The sequence below is a fragment of the Shewanella decolorationis S12 genome, from assembly GCF_000485795.1.
GTDB lineage: Bacteria > Pseudomonadota > Gammaproteobacteria > Enterobacterales > Shewanellaceae > Shewanella > Shewanella decolorationis.
In genome coordinates, this window is record NZ_AXZL01000073.1 from 158,984 (window position 1) to 181,579 (window position 22,596).

Sequence of the window (22,596 nt, forward strand, 5' to 3'; positions counted from 1 at the left end):
GGTTAAGCGATCTCTAAAACGGGATAAAGCCTTTAGCCATTTTAAAACAGTGAGAAAATGTAACGCGGATCATCCAGCACCGCGCCAAACCGAGGCGCTAGCCACTTCGGCTAAAAAACTGATAACATGGCCAAAATTGACTGAGGTGCTCCTTAAAATGAAAATGTTACTTGCCGTTGTTGTGATTGCTGGGGTGATTTTTTACTTCTTTACCTCGATGAATAACCAAAAAGCGGCCCAAGAAAATATCCGTTTAGGTAATGAGTTTTTAGCGCAAAACAAAAACCAAGAAGGGGTGAAAACCACCGCCTCTGGTTTGCAGTATCAAGTGTTACAGCAAGGCACTGGCACGGTTCATCCTAAGGCGAGTGATACAGTGACTGTGCATTACCACGGCACTTTAATTGATGGCACTGTGTTTGATAGCTCGGTCGAGCGCGGTGAACCCATTGCTTTCCCACTCAATCGTGTCATTCCAGGTTGGACCGAAGGCGTGCAATTGATGGTCGAAGGCGATAAGTACCGCTTCTTTATCCCAAGCGAACTGGCCTATGGCAATCGCAGCACTGGCAAAATTGGCGGTGGTTCGGTACTGATTTTTGATGTTGAACTGCTAAAGATAAATTAATTTCGATTTTAAAAACAAAGCCATGCACTGCATGGCTTTGTTCCATTTAGGCGCTCTAGCTATCCCTTACGGGCATGTTGCAGCACCAATATCTGTCCAAACGGACGCGACACCGGGGACATCTCCCTTTGTCCACCATTTGGCCTGCCACTTGCGACCTTTATAGCTAGTGGTTGCGCCGCCGTTGTAGGCAACACCCGCATCCCAGCCCAACTCGACCTGACTTAACAATTGCCATTGGTCGGCGGTTCTTGAAGGTGTATTACCTTGAGTCCAGTATTTCGCCTTCCAAACCAGTTGGTTATAACTCACGGTATCACCCGTGTTGTAAATGCTTGTCGCATTCCAGGCGGGATAGTTGGCCGCATTAGGGTCAGTTGCGTCACATTGACCGCCCGACGCCTTAGGCGTCACGGTTAAGGTCAAGGCTGCACTGGCATCTAAGGCGCCATCGGAGACCAATACACTCAAACTGTATTGGGTCGATTGGGTAACCGTCGGCGCCGTCACCACCAATGCGGCACTGTTTTGTCCACTCGCCGTCACGCCGCTGGGCACTGTCCATGCGTAGGTGAGGCTGTCGCCATCGGCGTCGGTCGCCGTCGCATTGATGCTCACCGATTGCCCCGCTTCAACCGTCACACTCGCTGGCACAGTCACCACAGGCGCTTGGTTTGCTGTCTCGGCCTTATGGGTGAGAGTCACTGTATCGGTTGACGATAATCCTTCAGGATCTGTGACTCGCAGGCTAAACACATACACCACATCCGATGCTGCCTCGCTCAGCTGCACCAGCGCATTGGCCATATCCGCATTACTGATACTCAAAGTTGGGCCCGAGACTTGGCTCCATTGATAGCTCAAGGTACCGTTTTCAGGATCCCGCGACTCGCTGCCGTTGAGCGTCACATCCGCAGCACCCGTTACCGTGATATCCGCTCCCGCATTGGCAATCGGCGCTTTATTTGCTGGTGGCGTCGAGCCCTCACCATGGCCTAGACCTTCGTGCATGGCATTGAGTATGTCGCCATTATCGGCATCCAGTTCCCACGCGAACAGACCACCGAGCTGATTGGCCAACACGTATTGGCCCTTGGCTTTAACAGAACGAGCATCGTCGAAGGTAATTAAGTCACCTGTTGCAGCGTTAAAAACAGCAGGCGCTTCGGCAACGTCATCGTATAGATAGGTCCAAGCATTCCCCATATATTCGTTTACTATCTGACGGTAATCGACTACACCATTTTCCCAAGTCCCTTTAACAGGCCCTGTAGCCGTTCCTGTAAATGGATTTCCATCTGTATAGCCATTAACACCTGTCCAGCCGCGGCCATACATGGCTGCACCAACTACAATTTTCCCTGGAGTAACGCCCTGACCTAAAAGGGTTTTGATCCCTTTATCGACACTGAAACGTGTATTAGGGTCCCAACTAGAAGGGTAAAGATTCGTTTGATTGGCAAGACCTGTGTAAGTAAACGCTCCGCTAAAGTCGTAGCTCATCAGGAAGATGTAATCCATGTATTGCTGAGCAGCCTGATAATCAACCTTTTGCATTTTTTTGTCATCAATACCAATTGCAGACGTTAACTCATAGGTACGGCCAGTCTCAGCACTTAGCTCATCCAGCATGGCACGTAACTCACGCATCAGAAGCACATAGGTTTCTCCGTCATTCGCATTACCCAAATTGAGGTTTGCCCCGCCACCACCTGGATACTCCCAATCAATATCGACACCATCGAAGAACTTCCAGGTTTGTAAAAACTCCTTCACTGAGGCGACAAAGGTGTCGCGCTTGGTTTTATCCCCTAAAAAGTAGAAGGGATCGGAGAGCGTCCAGCCGCCAACGGACGGGAGGATCTTCAAATCGGGATAGGCTTGCTTTAATGCCATCAATTGGCCGAAGTTGCCTTTGTAGGGATCGGAGTAATCACTCACCCCCGCCTGCGGCATTTGCACCGCCGCCCAAGGGTCGTGAATCGCCACTTTAAAATCGGCACGGCCAGCACAGGCGCGCTGCAATGCCTCAAAGCTGCCTTCGATTTCCTTTAAGCTGTCGTTGATGCCATTGCCACCACAAATCGGGGTAAAGCCATATAAAATATGGGTTAAGTTTTGCGCGGGGATCTTATCGACAGGGAATTTACGTCCATAAACGCCCCACTCTACGAAATACCCCCCGACCACTTTGCCCGATTTATTCGCGTAGGGACGATTGTTTTCCTTTAAAGGCGCATTCAGTGGGACTAGATGGCTGCCATCAGTATCAGCAACGAGGATTTCTTTAGCATCGCTTTTTGTACAACCATCGCTGTTACACAGTTGCACTTGCATCTGATAACGACCACCTTTACTCACCTTAAAATTTGCGGTTCCAGAAGCGCCTGATGGCCCTTCCCACACAGGGCTGCCATTGAGTAAAACCTGAGCTTTATCACCTACATTGCCATTCCACAGATTCCAACTTACCGACACATCGGCGGCATCTTTAACCGTCACTAATTGGTTATAGGCTGAGGCGGCTTGATTCACCTCGATAATGGCAAACTTGGTTTCCCCCCAACCTAAGGTCGGTTTACCGGGGAGCGCAGCAAAGGCTTGAAAACTGGCAGCAGAGGCCAGCACCGAGGCCACCAGCATCGCCGAGGTGGAGATTTGAGTCTTAAACATGAGATTTCCCTATTGAGTAAGTTATGCATCAATAAGGCAAACAAAGCGTAGACAGGAAACAACACTCTTAAAACCATGTGCGCACAACGGCAGCATGAAGAAACAACCTGTGGTATCCCCGCTATCATAGGTACAAACGAACCCTTAGACCGGAGGCTTTGCGTCCCAATCTTTCGATTGGTTTGCCTTTTACACAAATGACAACGTTGTCATTACATTAATTAGCATATGCCGAGATAGCGTTAAATTGCAACTAAATATTAACAAACAGGCCGTTGCACCGATTATCAACGCCGGATTGGCTTTAAAGAAAGGTAGAACTATTGAGTTCAAAAAAATTAGCAATTAATTGTATTTAAAGGGATTGATTATGCAATTGAGTCGAATCATCGCCTCGAGTAATCAACAGCAAAAACAACACAAAAATCGAAATTCTTAAGAAAGAGGTTATACAAGACACCTTGATAACTCGTGTAAACAAAAATGCGGTCATCGAACAAGGTGATATGCACAGTGCACTGCATACACACAAATCCGAGGGCCGCATGCTGTTGAACTTGACCTAATATGAATCAATATCTGAATCAATATCTGCGTCAGCAAGCCAAGATTAATCGCCTGAACGAACCTATCACGCCTCAATCTTAGCCCATGCGCACCTCAATCAAAAGCCGTCAGGCGGCGTCCTTCGAGTAATCCCTTGCCAAGATCACTGATAAGCCACGGCAGACTAAGGTTTCCATATCATCGACACGATTAATCTTCATTTCGGCTAACGGCGCTCTTAGGGCCATGCGTCTTAAACTATCGAGACAACCCTTGTAATACGGCGCACTGTTCATCATGCCGCCTGCTAACCAAATCCGATTCGGATTAAACAGATTAACCGCCCACGCCAGCCCCATCCCAAGATAAGTGCCGGCAAGATATAAATCATCGGCGGTAGCAATCTTACGGCTGCGGATAGAATCACCGCTGGCGAGTTGCTCTAGACTAAACTCCCCCGCCTCCGTCATCACCCGGCAATGCCCAAGCTCCCCCGCGACTCCCGTCGCGCCCGTAAAAACCTTGCCGCTCAACGCGATCGACATGCCTATTCCAGTGCCACACATGACTAACAGCTCACAGGCATATTTTTCGTCACAGGTTGCCTGCATACCAGCGTCAATATCATTGCAGATAAACTTAAGTTCGCCTTGGGTTTTCACGGTTTCAAAGTCTAGCCCATTGAGACCGGGCAGAGATTTACAGGACACCAAACGATTCTGTTGTACGAGTCCAGGTACAGCGATCGCTAAATGGTAGTTCTGTAAATCATAATCCCGTTCCAGCGCCGCGATTTGATCATTTAAATCTTCAATTTTAAAGCCTTCACCCGTGGGGATTTTATATTGTTCTGTATGCCCCTTGAGTTGAAGTTCAAACAGGGCTTTGCTACCGCCCACGTCTATTGTTAATGTTTGCATCGCCAACTCCACTGATACATGTGCTCCCCTCTGACCCCGAGCGGAGATGGCGAATGTTAGCATAATGGGCAAATATTAGCGATTGAATAAAACTTAAGTAGCTAATTTGTAAGAATTAGTCGAAAGAACTGAGTGATAAAGATAACATTTCAATTTGAGAATTCGCCTAAGATCACACACCTTGTTACCGCTAAGTGATGCCTAAAAAACAAAATTGTATACAAAATCCTTTATTCCATCCCCTTGCATCTTAAGCGTAGAGCTTGCGATAATCGCCGCCAATTCGCATCCTTTTCGCCAACCTTACGCAGGATAATTTGGCCGCCTACGTCAGCCGCCAATGCCAAAATTTGGAGCCCCTATGTCGTTATCATCCCAACTGCCTAATAAGATTGCTAACCGTCTTGCCGCCATTCGTAGTGAACTCGCCAGTGCCAATTTAGATGCCTTTATCATCCCGCGCGCCGATGAGTATTTAGGCGAATATGTGCCTGAGCATAACGAGCGTCTGTACTGGGCAACCGATTTTACTGGCTCTGCGGGCATGGCTATTGTCTTAAAAGACAAAGCCGCCATCTTTACCGATGGTCGTTATACGGTGCAAGTGCGTCTGCAGGTGGATGCAAATCTCTTCAGTTATGAAAGCCTGACCGACACACCGCAAATCGAATGGCTATGTGACACGTTAACCGCTGGTGCGCGCGTAGGATTTGATGCCCGTTTACACACCTTAGCTTGGTTTGAAAACGCCAAAGCGACATTAGCGAAAGTCCAAATTGAACTGGTTGCTGTCGAACAGAATCCGATTGATAAACACTGGCAAAACCGACCAGCACCATCGAGCGCACCTATCACGCTATTTAGTAATGAGAGTGCGGGTAAAACCAGCCTGCAAAAACGGACCGAGATTGGCGCATTAGTCAAAAAAGCGGGCGCCGATGTCGCGCTGATCGCCGCTTTGGACTCCTTCTGCTGGCTGCTCAATATCCGTGGAAACGATGTGCCGCGTCTTCCCGTAGTGCTCGGCTGCGCGCTACTTCACGCCAATGGCGATATGCAACTGTTCACCGATTTAAGCAAACTCCCTGAAGGCATTGAGGAACACGTTGGAGCAGGTGTGAGCTTTAACAGCGAAGCTTCCCTTGCCGATACCTTGGCAAGCCTACAGGGCGTGAAACTGCTCGCCGATCCAAATTCTGCTAACGCTTGGGCACAAAATCTCGCCCGCGATGCAGGCGCTAAGTTAATTGCCGGTATTGATCCCGTCTCCCTGCCTAAGGCACAGAAAAATGCCGCCGAATTAGCCGGCATGCGCGCCAGCCATATCCGTGATGGTGTGGCCGTGAGCCGTTTCCTCGCTTGGCTCGATGCCGAAGTTGCCGCCAATCGTCTGCACGATGAAGCAACCCTCGCCGACAAGTTAGAAAGCTTCCGCCTCGAAGATCCACAATATCGCGAGCCAAGTTTCGATACCATTTCCGCCGCTGGCGCCAATGCGGCCATGTGCCACTACAACCATAACAATGGCACGCCTGCGATGATGACGATGAACAGCATCTACCTTGTGGATTCTGGCGCTCAGTATCTGGACGGCACCACGGATGTCACTCGCACCATCGCCATTGGTAAAGTGACCGATGAACAGAAGAAAATGGTCACCTTAGTATTAAAAGGCCATATCGCCTTAGATCAAGCCCGCTATCCTAAAGGCACAACGGGGCAACAACTCGATGCCTTCGCCCGCCAATATCTGTGGCAACATGGGTTTGATTACGACCACGGCACTGGCCACGGCGTCGGTCATTTCCTCAGCGTGCACGAAGGCCCGCAGCGCATCGGTAAAAACCTCAATGCCATCGCCCTAATGCCAGGCATGGTGCTATCCAACGAGCCAGGTTATTACCGCGCCGACAGTTTTGGGATCCGCTTAGAAAACCTAGTGGTAGTGCAACACTGTAAAGCCTTAAAGGGCGCCGAGCGTGAGATGTATGAATTTGATGCCTTAACGCTGATCCCAATGGATGCTCGCCTTATCGATAAGAGCCTGTTAACCCAAGGCGAAATCGACTGGTTTAATACTTACCATCAGAAAGTGTTTAATACCTTATCGCCATTAATGTCGGGCAGTGAGCTTGAGTGGCTCACACAGGCGACAAAAGCCATTTAATCACTCATCGTTAAAAACCCAAACCACATAAGCCCAAGACAATCAGTCTTGGGTTTATTGTTTTAGCGTATTGAGGTTACAACGTTTTAGGTTGTGCCACCGTTAACTGAGGATCATCATGTAACGACGCTTTTGACAACACCTCAAACTCAGTATGAATTTGCATAAAACAATCAACTAAGGCAGGATCAAAATGTGTGGCTCGCCCCTCAAGAATCATGGCTTTGGCATCTTCATGACTAAAGGGCCGCTTATAACAGCGTGGCGATGTTAACGCATCATACACATCGACTAGAGCAACAATTCTTGCGGACAAGGGAATATTTTCTTCTTTTAATCCAAGTGGATAACCACTACCATCCCATTTCTCATGGTGGCCTGAAGCAATATCCCTACCCATTTTAATAAAGGTGCATTGGGGAGCATACTCTAACAAACTGGCCAGAACCTGCCCCCCAATAACGGGATGCGCCTTAATTTGTTCAAACTCATCTGGAGTTAATCGGCCTGGTTTTAGCAAAATTGCATCGGCAATGCCAACTTTGCCTATGTCATGCAAAATTGCCGAGAGGCTAATGTCTTGAATAAAATCTTCGTCTAACTCTGGTGGCGGATTGTCAGCCAACATACGCTGTGTAGCGAGCATTTTTGAGTATTGCCGCATTCTCAACAAATGCGCTCCGGTTTCATTATCTCGATATTCAGCAAGCTTAGCTAAGCCCAGTACAGTCGCTTGCCGAGAAGCCAGAGTAGAATCGAGGGAGGAGGTTAACTTGCCTAAGAGATAAGCGATAGTCAGGGTTACCATCGCATTGGTTACGAGGAAATTAATTGAAACAACAGCCCAAATGCCAGTGCTATATCCTTGAGTGACGGGCCAAATCAGCCACTCATAATGATACGCCAACCCAATCAAAATTAAGCTCACACCATTTAAAACTTGGGCGTAGATGCTCGCCTTAGTGCCTAAAAAAATGTTACTCAGCGGAGGGAAAATAAATAGCCAGAAAAATCCAGCGCCTGACGGCCCTATCGCAATAAGAAAGCCAACACCAATGGCATAGGCAAGCAAACATCCTAAACTAAATCTAAGCCGATCAGAAAAATGAGGATAAAAAAGCAATAAGACTAATAACAAATATGCAAAGGTATCAAAAATCGCCATGCCCCATAAATCGGCAGCAATACAAAGATAAACACTGGTGAAATACACAGGCACACACAGGATCGCAAGAAACCCAAATAACCGTTTAAAAATCACTCTGCGCCAGTGGGAAAGACCAGATGTATATCGGGTAAACTCTCTCGGCTCTGCTCTAGCCATAAAAATCCTTTTGCAATCCAATGCTAGCTTGTGAGTAAGTCTAAAACCCTTAATCGCCTTACCTTTAGAACTCTCTAACATCTCTATCTGATAACATTTTGTCTTGTACAAACCAAATAAAAACCGCAAACCAATATGTTAATGAGCTTAGTAAAAAATTTCAGGACGCGTTGTGAATCTAAGGTTATTTTTACCTTAAGAAAACCGCTAACACTAAAGTAGATATCACACTAAATTTGGTGAAAGGCAGGATAAACACTCGTTTAAACAACAATAAAAAAACTAATATTTGCAAAACCTTATAAAAGCAATAAAACATTACTTTGGTTGCGGGTAAAGCTAAAAAACCGCTCTCCAATACCCACACAAAAATGATACCATTATCACATAATCAGCCCGCCCCCATGAGAGCTGGCACCTGTTCTACCCATTATATTTACCCTAAAAGTCGTATCGGCCCTGAATGGACACACTAAATGAGCCAGAGTAACCCTATCCGCAGTAAAAACAGCCATATCCATAGCAATGCACAAGAAATCCGCCTAAAACCACAAGACGAGTTAATTTCTACCACTGATACCCGTGGGATTATTACCTACGTTAATCAACGTTTTGCAGAAGTATCAGGTTATAGTGCCGAAGAATTAATTGGCTATCCCCACAACAAAGTGCGTCACCCAGATATGCCTAGTGACGCCTTTAAAGAGATGTGGGAAAAGCTGAAATCCGGCCAATCCTGGCGAGGCATAGTCAAAAATCGCTGTAAAAATGGTGATTATTATTGGGTCGATGCCTTTGTTTCTCCCCTGTTTGAGAATGGGACTATCATAGGTTATCAGTCGGTGCGTATTCAGCCGCAGGCGGCCTATGTCAGTAAAGCCACGGAGATCTACCGCAGGCTAATACAAAATAAACCCATCCCTAAACCACTCAGCTTAATGCAAAAACGTTTTGTCTCCGCAGTCGTCGCTACCACAGGTTTACTGATTGCAGGTTACTTTTGGGGTTGGGGCGTGATTTTCGCAGGGGCGGTTTTGATGAGCCTCAATCTGGCCATTTTCTACGACGAGGCCTTTCGCATTCCAGCCAAATTGATTGAAATGCAGGAGAAATATGACTCTATCAGCCGCTATATCTACTCGGGCGCAGATACCTCATCGATTCTCGATTTCCAATTGATCCTATTGCAAGCCAAGATGAACGGCGTACTTGGACGCACTCAAGATCAGGCTCATCAGTTGCACGCCATTGCCGATCAGCTGGTGGTGACCACTGAGCAAACCTATGTCAGTCTAGATCAAGAGAAAAACCAGCTTGAGCAACTCGCCAGTGCAATGGAAGAAATGAGCTCTACCATTGCCGAAGTCGCGCAAAATACTCAGCTGACCTCGACCAGTATCAACACCGCCTATGATCTCTGCCTCAAAAGCAGCGCCAATATGAAGGCCAACACCCAAAAAGTTGAGCAATTAGCCAAATCCGTCGCCGATGCGGCCAATAATGCCCATCAACTCAATCAAGAAGCCGAGCGGGTTGCCAGTGCCATGGGTGAGATTGACTCGATTGCCGAGCAAACTAACCTGCTCGCCCTTAACGCCGCGATTGAGGCGGCTCGCGCAGGCGAGCAAGGCCGTGGGTTTGCGGTTGTTGCCGACGAAGTACGCGCGCTTTCGAGCCGTACCCAGTTATCAACTAACAGTATTTCCCAAAGCGTCGACAAGATGTTCAGCATGCTAAATGCTTGGGCGAAGGAGATGGAGCAAAGTCGTCAACATGCCGAGTTGTGTGCTAACGATATTCAAACTTCCGCCGAGAACGTCAACACCATTTACCAAGAGGTAAGTGAGATCCACACCTTCGCCCAGCAAAACGCGGTGGCCGCCGATCAGCAGCGCCAAGTGGTGCATGAAATCACTAACAACATTCACTCCATCACCCAAACCAGTAGCGAAAACCTCGCCGCCACCCATCAAATTGGTGATGCCGCCAATCACCTCAAACAAAACGCCGAAAAGGCGCTCGGTCTACGCCGCGCCTTTGGTTAATATGCCTATCGCACCATTGTCGATACAGACAATGGTGCGAGACGCTTCACTTCAGCCTTTCCAACGCCTTTATCCATGTCAAAACCCGCTAACACTGCGCCATAATACCAATCGTATTAAATATCTGTTCATTCAGCGGGAGCCTCACAGGCATCTCGCTTCCGTGTTACATTGACTTAATAACCATTTCTTCTTCAATGCGCCTTGGATTGAGATGCCTGTGAGACTCTGAACTGATTAGATATTTAATGTGATTGGTATAAAAGCCCAAAAGGTTAAAAAGTACAGGTTTTAACCGAAAATTTTGCTATACTCCGCGCCCGCCATTTTTCTGCTGCACAAAGTGCGAAAATGAAAATACAGAGTGGTGGGAATGCGTAAGCAAGTGCATAGGTTTGAAGCACTATTTTAGTGAAGCGCTGCTGTAATGAATAAAGTGCGGCAGAGTGCGCTTTAAACAATAGAATGATGCGCTTGAATGATTGAATAAGTGACTGACAGGAATCCAAAATGAGATTTGAATCTTTTAGTTTTTGCCCCGAGATTTTACGCGCTATCTCAGATTGCGGTTATCAAAAAATGACACCTATTCAGCAACAGGCCATCCCCGCCATCCGCCGGGGGCAAGATGTGCTGGCGAGCGCCCAAACAGGCACGGGTAAAACAGCGGCATTCGCTCTCCCTATTCTGCAAAAGATGGCAGAAAATCCCAGCGAAACCTTAAAATCGAACACGCGAGTATTAATCTTAACGCCGACTCGTGAACTGGCCGCCCAAGTCGCCGATAACGTTGAAGCCTACAGCAAATACTTAAATTTCAGCGTATTAACTATTTACGGTGGCGTAAAGATTGAGACCCAGGCGCAAAAACTTAAACGCGGTGCTGATATTATTGTCGCGACACCCGGCCGTTTACTTGAGCATCTTACCGCCTGTAATTTAAGCCTCTCTAACGTAGATTTTTTAGTGCTCGATGAAGCCGACCGTATGTTAGACATGGGCTTTAATGCCGATATTCAAAAAATCCTCCAAGCGGTGAATAAGAAACGTCAAAACCTGTTGTTTTCGGCTACTTTCTCGAGCGCAGTAAAAAATCTGGCCAACGAGATGATGGTCAAGCCTCAGGTGATCAGTGCCGATAAGCAAAACACCACCGCCGATACTGTAAGCCAAGTGGTGTATCCAGTTGAGCAGCGCCGTAAACGCGAACTCTTATCCGAGCTGATTGGCAAAAAGAACTGGCAACAAGTGTTAGTCTTTACCGCAACGCGCGATGCGGCTGACACCTTAGTGAAAGAATTGAATTTAGACGGTATTCCTTCTGAAGTCGTCCACGGAGAAAAGGCACAAGGTAGCCGTCGCCGTGCGCTGCGTGAGTTTGTATCCGGTAAAGTGCGCGTTTTAGTTGCCACCGAAGTCGCCGCCCGAGGCTTAGACATCCCAAGCCTTGAGTATGTAGTCAACTTCGACTTACCCTTCCTTGCCGAAGACTATGTGCACCGTATTGGCCGCACCGGCCGCGCGGGTAAATCTGGGGTTGCAATTTCATTTGTGAGCCGTGAAGAAGAGCGCACACTAGCTGATATTGAAAAGCTAATCGGCCAAAAAATTCGTCGAATTACCGTGCCAGGATACGAAGTCGGTAGTCGCGACTTGCTGTTAAAGCAGCTACAAACCCGTCGTAGTTTTGCCAAGAAACAACAGCGACTCGACAACGTCAGCGAGCAGATCATCGCCGAGAAAAGCATGCAGGGCCGCCGGGTGAAAATGAAGGTTGGCCAAGCCCCAAGCAAGGCAAAAAAGCTAAAATAAACAACTGATATAGGCGATACCGCTTTGCCTATCAGTCTCGCCATAAAAGCAAAAAAGCGTCCCAAGGGACGCTTTTCTATTGAGCCGAATTCATGAGCTACAAGCCATAGGCTATAAGAGTAACTCGCTCTAAAGATGGCTTATCTCAGTCCAATCTCTAAACGGACTAAATCAGCAGGCCTCATTTACTCAATACTTAGCCCACGGAACTGAGGCTGATCACTTATTCGAAAAACCGCCAAACAATTGGTTAAGTCGTGCCTCATCAATGGGATTTTCACCGCACCAGCCCGCAAGCGGTAAGATGATATCGGAGCGAATACTGCCGGGATATTTGATATTGCAGATATTCTCAAATGGCGTAAAAGTCTCATAGAGCGGCGCAACATAAGGATTAGGCATGATACCAAGCTCAGCTAACACCGTCAGTTGGCCACGGAAACTGTACTTATTAAATTTAGGGATAATCTTGGCTTTCTTCACCCTTTGCTCGAGTTTTCCAGGTGTTTCATCCGCAGGAGCCTGACGAATTGCCTCAATTAAAGCACTGAAGATGGCCACATCCTCAGCGCTTGGTTTACAAGGCGATAGCGTAAAAAATTCTTGTAATTCTATGAGTTTGTGCGCCCAGCGCTCGTTCCACACACTGCCAGCGTAACAGGAAAAGATTTCTTGCCCCTGCTCAATCCAGTTAACGCGCTTGATGGAACACACAGGACAAATGTCACTATCGGTTGGCATCGAATGTTCTGGTAGCGCCTTAGCAAACAGATAGCTGAGAATTGGTTGACGACCGCGCGGGAAGCTTGAAAAACCACATAAATAGGCCGCCAGTAAATTGTCGAGGGAAAGATTAGCCTGCTTTAGTATCGCTTTATAGCCGAGCACCACATCATCATGACTCAGCTTAACCCTGTCGTTAACCGGATAGCCACTTTGTTCAATCAATGCTATTTCGGTATCAGATAGGCCTTGATAGGAATAGATAGAGGTTCCCGTATCAACATCGAACACATCGCCATTATCGATTCTTTGCTGATAGCCATGCTCATCTTTACGGTAGGACTTTTTATAATAGACTTTCTTTAATGCGTTAAATAATCCCTTATCCATTTACTGCTTCCTATTGAAAAATTGAGTGAATTGCTCTGTAACCTATGAACATCCAAGCAATAGTATCACTACATGCTTCTCCACCACACCCTTGAGTCACAGCAAAACGAAGCTCCACCACGCTAACGATTAATTCATACTCCTTGATAAAAGATGCCACTAAAACTGCAATAAATTGGCCCGTTAGCCGTTCTTATCTGAGTCACTACAACCTAGACCGACTCAAAGACACAAGCCAGACTCAATCGCTTGATTAAGAAGAATAATCAAATAACACGGAGAGATGACTGATGCAGTCCCTACTACAGCGCTTTTTACTGACCACCAGCCTATTGCTCGGCAGTTTTAGTACGTTAGCCCAACCTATCGCCAAGGATGAATATTCGGTGAGCCCATTACTCAACGGTGAGCAAATCCCCGCAATCACTTTGCAAGATATGAATGGTCAAAGCGTTGATTTAGCGAAATTAACGGCACAAAAGCCAACGATTTTCTTCTTTTACCGTGGCGGCTGGTGCCCGTTTTGCAACAACCAAATGGGTCAGCTCAAAGCAATCGAGCCTAAGCTTATCGACATGGGCTTTCAACTGGTGGGCATTTCACCCGATACGCCCGCACAATTAAAGGCATCAGCCGCTAAAAACGAACTAAAATATCAGCTGCTTTCCGATGAAAAAATGCAGGCAGCGCAAGCCTTTGGTCTTGCCTTTTACACCAGCAAACAAGTGACTGATACTTACCTGAGTCGCTTAAATCTGGATAACACACTGTGGACCACACCCGAAGGCGATAAGCGCTTAGTTCTACCAGTGCCAGCAATTTATATCGCTGATACCCAAGGATTAATCCATTTCCAATATGTGAATCCCAACTATAAGGTGAGACCCGCACCTAAGTTGATTCTGACCGCCGCCAGCCTCGTGGGTTCGCCAGAATAATCTATCCCTCATCCAAGCAGTCGCTAAGAATCGTTATCGATTTAGCGGCTGCTTTGCTAAACTAGCTTGGCCGCAATCGATACCACACGTTCCATTAGATCAATCCTTTAGCCCGCGGCGGAGCCACAATGAATTCTCAAACCTATAACCAAGCCATACTCGAACTCGCCCGCGCGGGTCTTGCCGATTTAACCGCCTCAGCCCAAGCTAAAAAAGCCCAACGAACTGCCGCGCAGGAGAGTCATTTTCTGTGTAACTGGATGGTTGAGGCGCTCAAAGAAAAGCGTTTCTCGAAACTGGTGGCCGACGATCTCACGGCATGGATCCGTATGGCTCGCAGTCAAGGTGCTGGCGCCGAACTTAAGCGATTATTGGAGAGAATTGTCCATCAATATCAGAGTGTTGAAAACTCACACGTGGAGTTAGGTACGGCATTAAACGCTATGATTGCCGAGTTAACCCAGCTCGAATGGCTAGTGTTTACCGACACTGACATTAACACCAAACTCAAGCTGGATGCCGATGGCCAATCGAGCTTAGTCATTGATGTAAAAGAGTTTACTCAACATATTCAAGACAATCAGCTTATCAAGCCCATCAACTTGTATGTTCGCGCCGATGAGCAGCTGTTGACTCAAGTCGCCCTCTCCCATGGTTTGTTGATAAGTCAGGGCAATAAGAAAACTAGCCTGATTAAACACCATAAGACCTATCAAATTTACCCTCAAAATCAGCTACCTGCATTGTGCCAGCTCTTGGTTTAAGGACTGAAAACTGCTTGAATAGGAAAACTGCGCTACAGATAACAATTTTTTCACAACGAAAGAATACAATGTAGCGTAGTAATCACTAAGCTCGATCAACCAAGGAGTGATGGACTAGATGGGTAAAGGAAGTATTCTCTATCGTTGGCTCGTTAAAGGCGTTTTGTTACTGATTTTGTTTATCCCTCAGTCCTATGCAGAACAACTCAAGTACAACATTACTGGTTCGTATTCTTGGTATCCGTATTTTATTGCCAATCAACCCGATGCTCCGGGAATGATTACTGAATTAATCCCGCAGATTTTATCCTTAGCGAATATTGAGGGCGAAAACCTTTCCTTGCCGCCCAAACGGACAAACAACGCCCTTGAAACGGGTCAATTAGATTTTGATGTGGTCAGCCCCAGTTGGTTTGAAAACCAAGATTTGGGTCCCTTATTCGTGAAATCCGATCCCATCATGCCGATCACAGAATACGTGGTGACCAGACCCGAAAATGTTGAATCCTATAAAGAAATCAGTGAGATTAAAGGCAAGCAAATCGGTACAGTCAGGGGATATTTGTACCATGACGACAAGGAGTTTATCCGTGTCGATTTTACCTCGGAGCAAGAGCTGATTAAGGCGTTAGATAAACACCGCATCACGGCGATTATCTCGGGTAACTATCCCGCCTTATATTGGTCGAATAAGCTTAAGATCCCCGTAGGATTAGCCGCAGTGCATTCCGATGGTGTACTGGTGCTAAGGCTACGTAAAGAACATGCCGATTTACTGCCCGCCCTCAATCACGCGATAGCGCAGCTAAAAGCCAATGGGAAAGTGGAACAGATTATCCAGAAATATACCCAAGCCTTTGCGAGCTAAATCGAAAAGCTCATATTTTTAGATGCTCACAAGAAACTAGCTCTGTACTAACGTAGCAAGCTTGGTCTTTTCAAATCGCATAGATGAAATGGATATTCAAGAGGATTTGGCGTTTAGCGCAACCTTAGGCTTTAACACCAAACGCTGCCCCTGATTAAGATGGGTAGTGCAGGCCACCCGCAATAAGGAAGCAAAGTTAGCCACCTCTCCGTGGCGAGTTAACACCTCTCGGTAAATACGGGTTAAAAACAGTTCAGGTTCGGCACCGGAATAGATTTCACACACAGTATCACTCCCTAACCAAGTATTGCGCTTTGCACTAGTATTGCGCTTAGCTTAAGTCCCCAGCGGATACTCAACTTAAGCCCTACCCGAACTGTTATGCCATAAATAACGTTAGATGAATATCGTTAATTCAATAACTTGTTAAACTGCGCCAACCATGCAGGATGCGCTGGCCAAGCGGGGGCCGTCACTAACTTGCCATCGGTGATTGCCGCCGTCACCTCAATCTCGCAATACTCGGCGCCCGCTTGTTTCACCTCTGGCGCACAAGCGGGATAAGCTGACACTTTCTTACCGCGTACCACATCGGCCGCAGTCAGTAACTGCGCGCCATGGCAAATGGCAGCTATAGGTTTGTCTTGGGCTGCAAATCCCGCCACTAAGTCAATCACCGCAGGGTTTAGGCGTAAATACTCAGGCGCACGGCCACCGGGAAGCAGCAACGCATCGTAATCACTGGCGTTGGTACCGGCAAAGTTGCCATTTAGGGCAAATAAGTGCCCTGGTTTTTCGGTATAGGTTTGGTCGCCTTCAAAATCATGGATAGCCGTTTTAATGGTTTGCCCAGCCACTTTATCAGGGCAAACAACCGTTACGCTGTGCCCCACCATTTGCAGGGCTTGGAACGGTACCATTAACTCATAATCTTCCACAAAATCACCAGCAATGATCAAAATATTGGCCATGAGAAACTCCTTTTATTCGATATGGGAAAACGCAACATCGGATCTCACTCTACTCCGACCATTAAATTTAGGGTAATAGTGGAATACTACATATTGGCGCTGCGGTTACTGGCATAAAAAAAGCGCCCGCAGGCGCTTTACACTAAACTATCAATATCAATTACTTATCTTAGGCTCTATCACAGTATGTTGCTGGCTATAACCATTTAATCCGCTATTTGCCGACTTGACGACATTTAAGGCTTCGGTGGTTAAGGCATTATTGCCATTGAGTAAGTCATTTAAAGTGCCTGATTCCGATTGCACTAAGCCTAACTCCCGCAGCATGGCATCGACCACTGGCGCATTGGCGCGGTAGTTTAACGCTGCGCTAGTCACTTGCTCGGCGATACCGCCTTGATGCGCGACCGCGCCATCAGCTCCCGATGCCAATTGATTACCAGCGCCATAACCTTGAAGGATTTTAATGCCTTCAATGTTTTCCAGTGGTTTAACCGCCTGCGCGACAATCTCAGGCAGTGCTTTTAAGATAGCGAGGGATTTTTGCAGCGCAATTTGCTCATCACGCAGCACGTTTTCGGCTTCATACAGCGCTTGTTTACCCGCCGCTTCAACCGCATAGACCTTCTCGTCGGCCTCGGCTTGCAGTTTCTTGGCATCGGCACTGGCGCGGGCTTCAATCAGAATCGCGCTCGATCTGTCTTCGGCGGCACGTTTTTCCGCCTCGGCTTGCACTGTCACGCCTACCGCATCTCGCTCCGCTTCTTTGCGAGCGTCGATCACTTCAATCTCTTTACGACGATTCGCCTCAGCCACTTGGCGCACCGTAATAACCGCTTCTTCTTTCTCTACCTTGGTTTTTTCAGCTTCGGCGGCGCGGGCACGGGCGGCAGACTCTTCTTCCGACTTCGCGGCTACCGCGATGTGTTTTTCTTGCTCGGCAACTTCGATATCACGTTGCTGTTGAATACGTGCCTGTTCGATAGATTTGCGCTTTTCAATCTCGCGGGTTTCGATGTCTTTAGTCTTTTCGATTTCCGCAGTTTCGATTGCGCGCTCTTTGGCAATTTCAGCTTCGCGTTCTTCACGGGCCTTGTTTTCTTTTTGCTTAATAATTTCCGCTTTTTGCTCAGCACGCTTAAATTCGAGCGACTGCTGCTGAATGAGGCGTGCTTCTTCTTCGGCCTTTTCAATCTCCAGCGATTCTTTTTCAGCCTCGAGGTTACGCTGCTCGATCTTGATGCGGTTTTCCTGCTGAATATCGTTGGTCTCTTTACGTTTTTCTTCGATGATCTTAGCTAAACGCGCACGACCTTCGGCGTCAAACGCGTTATTCTCATTGAAGAATTGCAGGTCAGTTTGGTCAAAACCCGTCAACGAAACGGATTCGAGCTCTAGCCCGTTTTTCTCGAGATCGTTAGCAACGTTATTCTGTACCCTCTGGACAAAATCGGCGCGCTGCTCGTGCATCTCGGTCATGGTCATTTCCGCCGCGACCGCACGTAACACGTCAACAAACTTAGATTCCATCAGCTTTTTCAGCTCTTCCACGCGCGTGGTACGGGTACCTAAGGTTTGTGCCGCCATCGAAATGCCTTCCGCATTAGGCGCCACACGCAGATAGAAGTCGGCCTTCACATCGACGCGCATTCTATCCTTAGTGATCAGCGCATCTTTTTGGGTTTTCTCCACTTCGATACGCAGGGTATTCATATTTACTGCGATGGTTTCATGCAGCACGGGCAGGACTATTGCGCCGCCATCCTTAATAATTTTTTCGCCGCCAAAACCCGTACGTACAAAGGCCATTTCCTTCGTTGCACGTTTATATAATTTGGCGAAAATCAGACCAATCACAATCAGGCCAATCAATACCATTCCGGCAACTAACAACACGAAGTTGCTCGAACTGGTTACATCGTTTAACACATCCATTTGCTTTCCTTTTTCGTTAATGGCTTTGGAAAATTAATTATCAAAGCGAGTCGCAGACCAGACTCTTCCTTCTCGTTTCAGCAGCACCACTTGCGTGCCACTGGCAAACTCGATCCCCGAGGTTTCGGGTTCGACTAATACATAATGTTTTTGTTGATGTTTATCGCGCACCACGGCTTCCGATGGCATGCCCTTCATAGCGCAGCCTAGGGTGATAGTGCCGACATAACCACTTAAATCATCAAGGGATATGGCAGTAGACTCATTCTTAGGGAGTAGATCGGCCAATATCCGCCCGAGATAGCGACAGGCAAACGCACTACCAACCACGGCAATCGGTAAGGTAAAGAGTTGGGGTAACAAGACGCCCGTGAATAGCAAGCTCAGGTAATTTGCAATATAACCGACAAGCGCAAAGCTAGTCAGTGCCAGCACAAACCAGATAAGCAAGGGTAATCGATTTAGACACAACCAGCCCGCTATCCCCGTCAGGCCAGTGCCGCCAATCTCGGCATCATAATCCACATCGGCGGGAACCCATTGGTCGAGCGCACTCATCATGCTTAGCCCTATGACTAGGGCTAAGGCTTCAAACACACCAAGGACAAGCACGCAGGCGAAGGCAATAGTGTAAGGTAGGTTAGGCTGTTCAACTAAAAACGCCCACATAGTCATCTCCTTGAACGATACAGCATTCCATTTACTTCACTGTAATTATCAACTTACGAGTGACAGAATAGCAAGGTGAGCCTAGTTTCCAAACAAAAATTTACCCTAAAACGGATTTTGACTAAATCCCTGCTGCGCCAGAATCGCATGGGCCGTCATCGCAGACAGAGCCATATCGACACCCGGTAACAAAGAGGCGTTGTGTAAGTCAAAATAAGCGGCGCTCTGACCACAGATATAAAATTTTACTCCATGGGCCACTAAGGTTTTCACTAAGGCTTTATTGGGGTTTTGCGCCCCGTTGCGCTGCTTGGCATAAAAACTATCATCGGCTAAATCGCCAACGGCACTGCCATGCACCACCATCGCTAGCTCAATATCGCTTTCTTTAACGCCAGCCGCCACGTGCATATTGATAAAACGGGCAAGGCTGTCGAGCTGACGATTCACTTGACCGACATCGGCCGCCTTGCTCATATCGAAGGCCACCTTAAACTTCATCCCAGCAGGGATCGCAAGAGTACTTTCGACCTTAGCCACTTGACCAAATTCGGGGATGGCGGTTCCAGGCGCAAAGCTCTCGGCTCCGGCATGGGCGGCACTGGATAAACCGACCAACAACGGCATGCTTATGACTTTTAGGGGTTTAGTGTGATGTGATTTTGGCTGCATGATATTATCATCCTGTTATTGTTATTTTTTCGTGCTAATAGATAACGACAGCACCTTAAGATTGAGTCTATGGATACCGCTATGAACACCAGAGAACCTACGCCAAGTTACGATAAACTCACGGCCCATTTCCAGAAAATTTCACATTTTGAACATTTTAGTGCGCTAGGTGATTGGGATCAGGCCGCCATGATGCCCCTCGGTGGCGGCAGTGAACGTGGTGATGCGATGGCAGAGCTGGCATTACATATCCATAGCCTTAAAACGGCGCCAGAGCTTGGTGATAACCTAGCACAAGCCTCACAAGAGGCGCTGAGTCCAGAGCAACAGGCCAATCTGAGGGAAATGCAATATCAGTATCAACAGGCGACCTTAGTGCCCGGCGAGCTGGTACAGGCCAAAACGAAAATGGCCTACCAGTGTGAAAATGCTTGGCGCGAGCAACGCAAAAACAATGATTGGCAAGGTTTTAAACCGAATCTAAAAGCGGTGATTTCCCTCGCGAGGGAAGAAGCCTTAATTCGCGCGCAGGCCCTTAACATCTCCCCCTACGATGCCCTGCTCGATAAATTTGAGCCCGGCATGACCACGGCCAAGCTCGAACAAACCTTTGGCGACTTGAAGACTTGGTTACCCTCTCTTATTCAAGATGTGCTGGCAAAACAAGCCAGTGAACCCAAGCTTTCCCTTAATGGCCCCTTCGAAATCAAGGCACAGCAAGCCCTCGGCCAAGCGGTGATGGCCTATTTAGGGTTTGATTTTAACCATGGCAGGCTCGATATCAGCAGTCACCCATTTTGTGGTGGAGTGCCTAGCGATGTACGCATCACGACGCGTTATAATGAAGCCGATTTTAGCAGCGCTATCATGGGCATAGTGCATGAAACTGGCCACGCCCGTTATGAACAGGGCTTACCAAAACCATGGCGCGGTCAGCCCGCAGGATTGGCTCGCTCGATGGGCGTCCATGAGAGCCAAAGCTTATTTTGTGAAATGCAACTCGGTGCCAATCCCGCGTTTTTACGCCAACTGCAACCACTGATTAAACAGCATTTGGACCGCGAGTACAGCGCCCAAGACTTGGCAAGACACTATACCCGCGTCAATCCGGGGCTTATCCGTGTCGATGCCGATGAAGTCACTTACCCTTGCCATATTCTACTGCGCTTTGAGGCAGAAAAAGCCTTTATCGACGGTAGCCTGAGTGTGGATGACCTTCCCGATTTTTGGTCAAGCCAGATGCAACAACTGCTTGGGATCAATACCGATGGTAGCTATCGCGATGGTTGTATGCAGGATATCCATTGGGCCGTGGGTGAATTGGGATATTTCCCAAGTTATACCTTAGGCGCCATGTATGCCGCCCAATGCCGTTTTGCGCTGGAGCGAAGCTTAGGCCCGATTGAAAATCTCATCGATAACGGCCAGTTATCCCAAGTATTTGACTGGCTTGGCAGCCACATTTGGTCCAAAGGATCATTACTGACAACGGATGAGCTCATCATTCAAGCCACTGGCGAGCCGCTAAATAGCCAATATCTTGCTGAACATTTGAAGCAACGTTATTTGGGATAAACGCGGTAAACCGCCTAGATAATCGCAGCACTGGCGAGTTTCAAAGCTTTTGCTGCGATTTGGGTATATAATCCCCAACTTATTTATTCACACTGTTTTGGACGGAAAAGGTCGACCATGTTACTGCGTGCAATCACCCCACAGGATTGGGATGCTATTTTACAGATCCAGGAAGAATGTTACTCCCAATTGGATCCTGAACCCCTGCATGTATTGCAAAGCAAGTGGCACGTCTCACCTCAATCCTGCTTTGTATTTGAGGTGAATGAGTCGGTGGTGGGCTATTGCCTCGCCCACCCTTGGACCACCAATATGCCTCCCGCACTGTATGAGCCCATCACTCAGTTACCTAAGGCCGATACCTTGTATCTGCACGATATTGCCATCTCGGTAAGGGCTCAAGGTTTAGGCGCTGGCTCCAAAGCCTTAATGCGCTTAAAGCAGCTTGCGGATCGCTTTAACTTGAGCTCCCTCTCTCTGGTCGCGGTACAGGGTGCCGATAGCTACTGGCGTAAAATGGGCTTTAAACCTAAGGCCATAGAGAAATGCCTTGGCAGCTATACCGACGATGCAATGTATATGATTTATAAGCTTAATCATCGAGAAGAATGATGACCCCCACCCTAACGACTATCGGTTTACTCTGTCTTAGCAATATTTTTATGACCTTCGCATGGTACGGGCATTTAAAATCCTTAGGCTCAAAGCCTTGGATTATTGCCGCCTTAGTCAGCTGGGGCATCGCCCTGTTTGAATATCTGCTGCAAGTGCCTGCTAACCGTATCGGCTACACGGTGATGAATGTCGGCCAATTAAAAATCCTGCAGGAAGTCATCACCTTAAGCTTGTTTGTGCCCTTCGCCTATTTCTATATGAAGGAGCCACTCAAACTCGACTATCTCTGGGCGGGCCTGTGTATCCTCGGTGCGGTGTATTTTATTTTTAGAAGCGAATTTAACTAATTCCAGACTTATTT

Annotated in this window: 19 protein-coding genes and 1 riboswitch; of the genes, 10 read left to right on the forward strand and 9 right to left on the reverse strand. The window is 47.6% G+C overall.

Features of this window, described 5'->3' with window-relative positions:
• Window positions 1-157: 157 nt before the first annotated feature.
• The gene (locus SHD_RS16520) at window positions 158-628 is read left to right on the forward strand and encodes an FKBP-type peptidyl-prolyl cis-trans isomerase (RefSeq protein WP_039978609.1); all 471 of its coding nucleotides are present in this window, start codon (window positions 158-160) and stop codon (window positions 626-628) included.
• Window positions 629-694: 66 nt separating this feature from the next.
• Here the strand turns inward: SHD_RS16520 and SHD_RS16525 are convergent, their stop codons facing one another.
• Together SHD_RS16525 and SHD_RS16530 are read right to left on the reverse strand one after the other, a co-directional pair.
• Complete coding sequence (locus SHD_RS16525; RefSeq protein WP_023268178.1) at window positions 695-3,301, reverse strand: glycosyl hydrolase family 18 protein; 2,607 nt, start codon at window positions 3,299-3,301, stop codon at window positions 695-697.
• Between the two features lie 108 nt (window positions 3,302-3,409).
• Window positions 3,410-3,498: riboswitch (cyclic di-GMP riboswitch) on the reverse strand.
• 477 nt (window positions 3,499-3,975) lie between these two features.
• Window positions 3,976-4,767 carry an ROK family protein gene (locus tag SHD_RS16530; protein WP_039978572.1) on the reverse strand — a complete coding sequence of 264 codons (792 nt, stop codon included), beginning with the start codon at window positions 4,765-4,767 and terminating at the stop codon, window positions 3,976-3,978.
• Between the two features lie 361 nt (window positions 4,768-5,128).
• Between SHD_RS16530 and SHD_RS16535 the strand changes: the two genes are divergently transcribed.
• Window positions 5,129-6,934 (forward strand): aminopeptidase P family protein, encoded by a 1,806-nt coding sequence (locus SHD_RS16535; protein ID WP_023268180.1) that lies wholly within the window; start codon window positions 5,129-5,131, stop codon window positions 6,932-6,934.
• A 76-nt stretch (window positions 6,935-7,010) separates the two neighbouring features.
• Here the strand turns inward: SHD_RS16535 and SHD_RS16540 are convergent, their stop codons facing one another.
• Window positions 7,011-8,258 (reverse strand): HD-GYP domain-containing protein, encoded by a 1,248-nt coding sequence (locus SHD_RS16540; protein WP_039978573.1) that lies wholly within the window; start codon window positions 8,256-8,258, stop codon window positions 7,011-7,013.
• Between the two features lie 476 nt (window positions 8,259-8,734).
• Between SHD_RS16540 and SHD_RS16545 the strand changes: the two genes are divergently transcribed.
• Together SHD_RS16545 and SHD_RS16550 are read left to right on the forward strand one after the other, a co-directional pair.
• The gene (locus tag SHD_RS16545; protein ID WP_023268182.1) at window positions 8,735-10,303 is read left to right on the forward strand and encodes a methyl-accepting chemotaxis protein; all 1,569 of its coding nucleotides are present in this window, start codon (window positions 8,735-8,737) and stop codon (window positions 10,301-10,303) included.
• A gap of 510 nt (window positions 10,304-10,813) precedes the next feature.
• Window positions 10,814-12,115 carry a DEAD/DEAH box helicase gene (locus SHD_RS16550; protein ID WP_023268183.1) on the forward strand — a complete coding sequence of 434 codons (1,302 nt, stop codon included), beginning with the start codon at window positions 10,814-10,816 and terminating at the stop codon, window positions 12,113-12,115.
• 219 nt (window positions 12,116-12,334) lie between these two features.
• Here the strand turns inward: SHD_RS16550 and SHD_RS16555 are convergent, their stop codons facing one another.
• Window positions 12,335-13,228 carry a hypothetical protein gene (locus tag SHD_RS16555; protein WP_023268184.1) on the reverse strand — a complete coding sequence of 298 codons (894 nt, stop codon included), beginning with the start codon at window positions 13,226-13,228 and terminating at the stop codon, window positions 12,335-12,337.
• 290 nt (window positions 13,229-13,518) lie between these two features.
• Between SHD_RS16555 and SHD_RS16560 the strand changes: the two genes are divergently transcribed.
• The 3 genes from SHD_RS16560 to SHD_RS16570 all read left to right on the forward strand — a co-directional run bounded on the left by SHD_RS16560 (window position 13,519) and on the right by SHD_RS16570 (window position 15,798).
• On the forward strand, window positions 13,519-14,166 hold the full coding sequence (locus SHD_RS16560) for a peroxiredoxin-like family protein (RefSeq protein WP_023268185.1): 648 nt from the start codon (window positions 13,519-13,521) through the stop codon (window positions 14,164-14,166).
• Between the two features lie 128 nt (window positions 14,167-14,294).
• Window positions 14,295-14,930, forward strand: a complete 636-nt coding sequence (locus tag SHD_RS16565) for a DUF2913 family protein (protein WP_023268186.1) — start codon at window positions 14,295-14,297, stop codon at window positions 14,928-14,930.
• 118 nt (window positions 14,931-15,048) lie between these two features.
• Window positions 15,049-15,798: a substrate-binding periplasmic protein gene (locus tag SHD_RS16570; protein ID WP_023268187.1), complete on the forward strand. Its 750-nt coding sequence runs from the start codon at window positions 15,049-15,051 to the stop codon at window positions 15,796-15,798.
• Between the two features lie 96 nt (window positions 15,799-15,894).
• Here SHD_RS16570 and SHD_RS16575 read toward each other — a convergent pair whose 3' ends face one another.
• The 5 genes from SHD_RS16575 to SHD_RS16595 form a co-directional block, all read right to left on the reverse strand.
• Complete coding sequence (locus tag SHD_RS16575) at window positions 15,895-16,083, reverse strand: hypothetical protein (RefSeq protein ID WP_235056980.1); 189 nt, start codon at window positions 16,081-16,083, stop codon at window positions 15,895-15,897.
• Window positions 16,084-16,208: 125 nt separating this feature from the next.
• Window positions 16,209-16,769, reverse strand: coding sequence for a DJ-1/PfpI family protein (locus tag SHD_RS16580; RefSeq protein WP_023268188.1), 561 nt, complete (start codon window positions 16,767-16,769; stop codon window positions 16,209-16,211).
• A gap of 156 nt (window positions 16,770-16,925) precedes the next feature.
• Window positions 16,926-18,704 carry a flotillin family protein gene (locus tag SHD_RS16585; protein WP_023268189.1) on the reverse strand — a complete coding sequence of 593 codons (1,779 nt, stop codon included), beginning with the start codon at window positions 18,702-18,704 and terminating at the stop codon, window positions 16,926-16,928.
• 33 nt (window positions 18,705-18,737) lie between these two features.
• Window positions 18,738-19,373 carry a YqiJ family protein gene (locus tag SHD_RS16590; protein ID WP_023268190.1) on the reverse strand — a complete coding sequence of 212 codons (636 nt, stop codon included), beginning with the start codon at window positions 19,371-19,373 and terminating at the stop codon, window positions 18,738-18,740.
• Window positions 19,374-19,478: 105 nt separating this feature from the next.
• On the reverse strand, window positions 19,479-20,045 hold the full coding sequence (locus SHD_RS16595) for a DsrE family protein (protein ID WP_039978574.1): 567 nt from the start codon (window positions 20,043-20,045) through the stop codon (window positions 19,479-19,481).
• Window positions 20,046-20,114: 69 nt separating this feature from the next.
• On the opposite strand from SHD_RS16595, the gene SHD_RS16600 reads away from it, so the two are divergent.
• The 3 genes from SHD_RS16600 (at window position 20,115) to SHD_RS16610 (ending at window position 22,582) form a co-directional block, all read left to right on the forward strand.
• On the forward strand, window positions 20,115-21,620 hold the full coding sequence (locus SHD_RS16600) for a carboxypeptidase M32 (protein WP_023268192.1): 1,506 nt from the start codon (window positions 20,115-20,117) through the stop codon (window positions 21,618-21,620).
• Window positions 21,621-21,737: 117 nt separating this feature from the next.
• Window positions 21,738-22,232 (forward strand): GNAT family N-acetyltransferase, encoded by a 495-nt coding sequence (locus SHD_RS16605; RefSeq protein ID WP_023268193.1) that lies wholly within the window; start codon window positions 21,738-21,740, stop codon window positions 22,230-22,232.
• Window positions 22,232-22,582, forward strand: coding sequence for a DMT family protein (locus SHD_RS16610; protein WP_039978575.1), 351 nt, complete (start codon window positions 22,232-22,234; stop codon window positions 22,580-22,582). Before SHD_RS16605 ends, SHD_RS16610 begins: the two co-directional genes overlap by 1 nt.
• Window positions 22,583-22,596 lie beyond the last annotated feature (14 nt).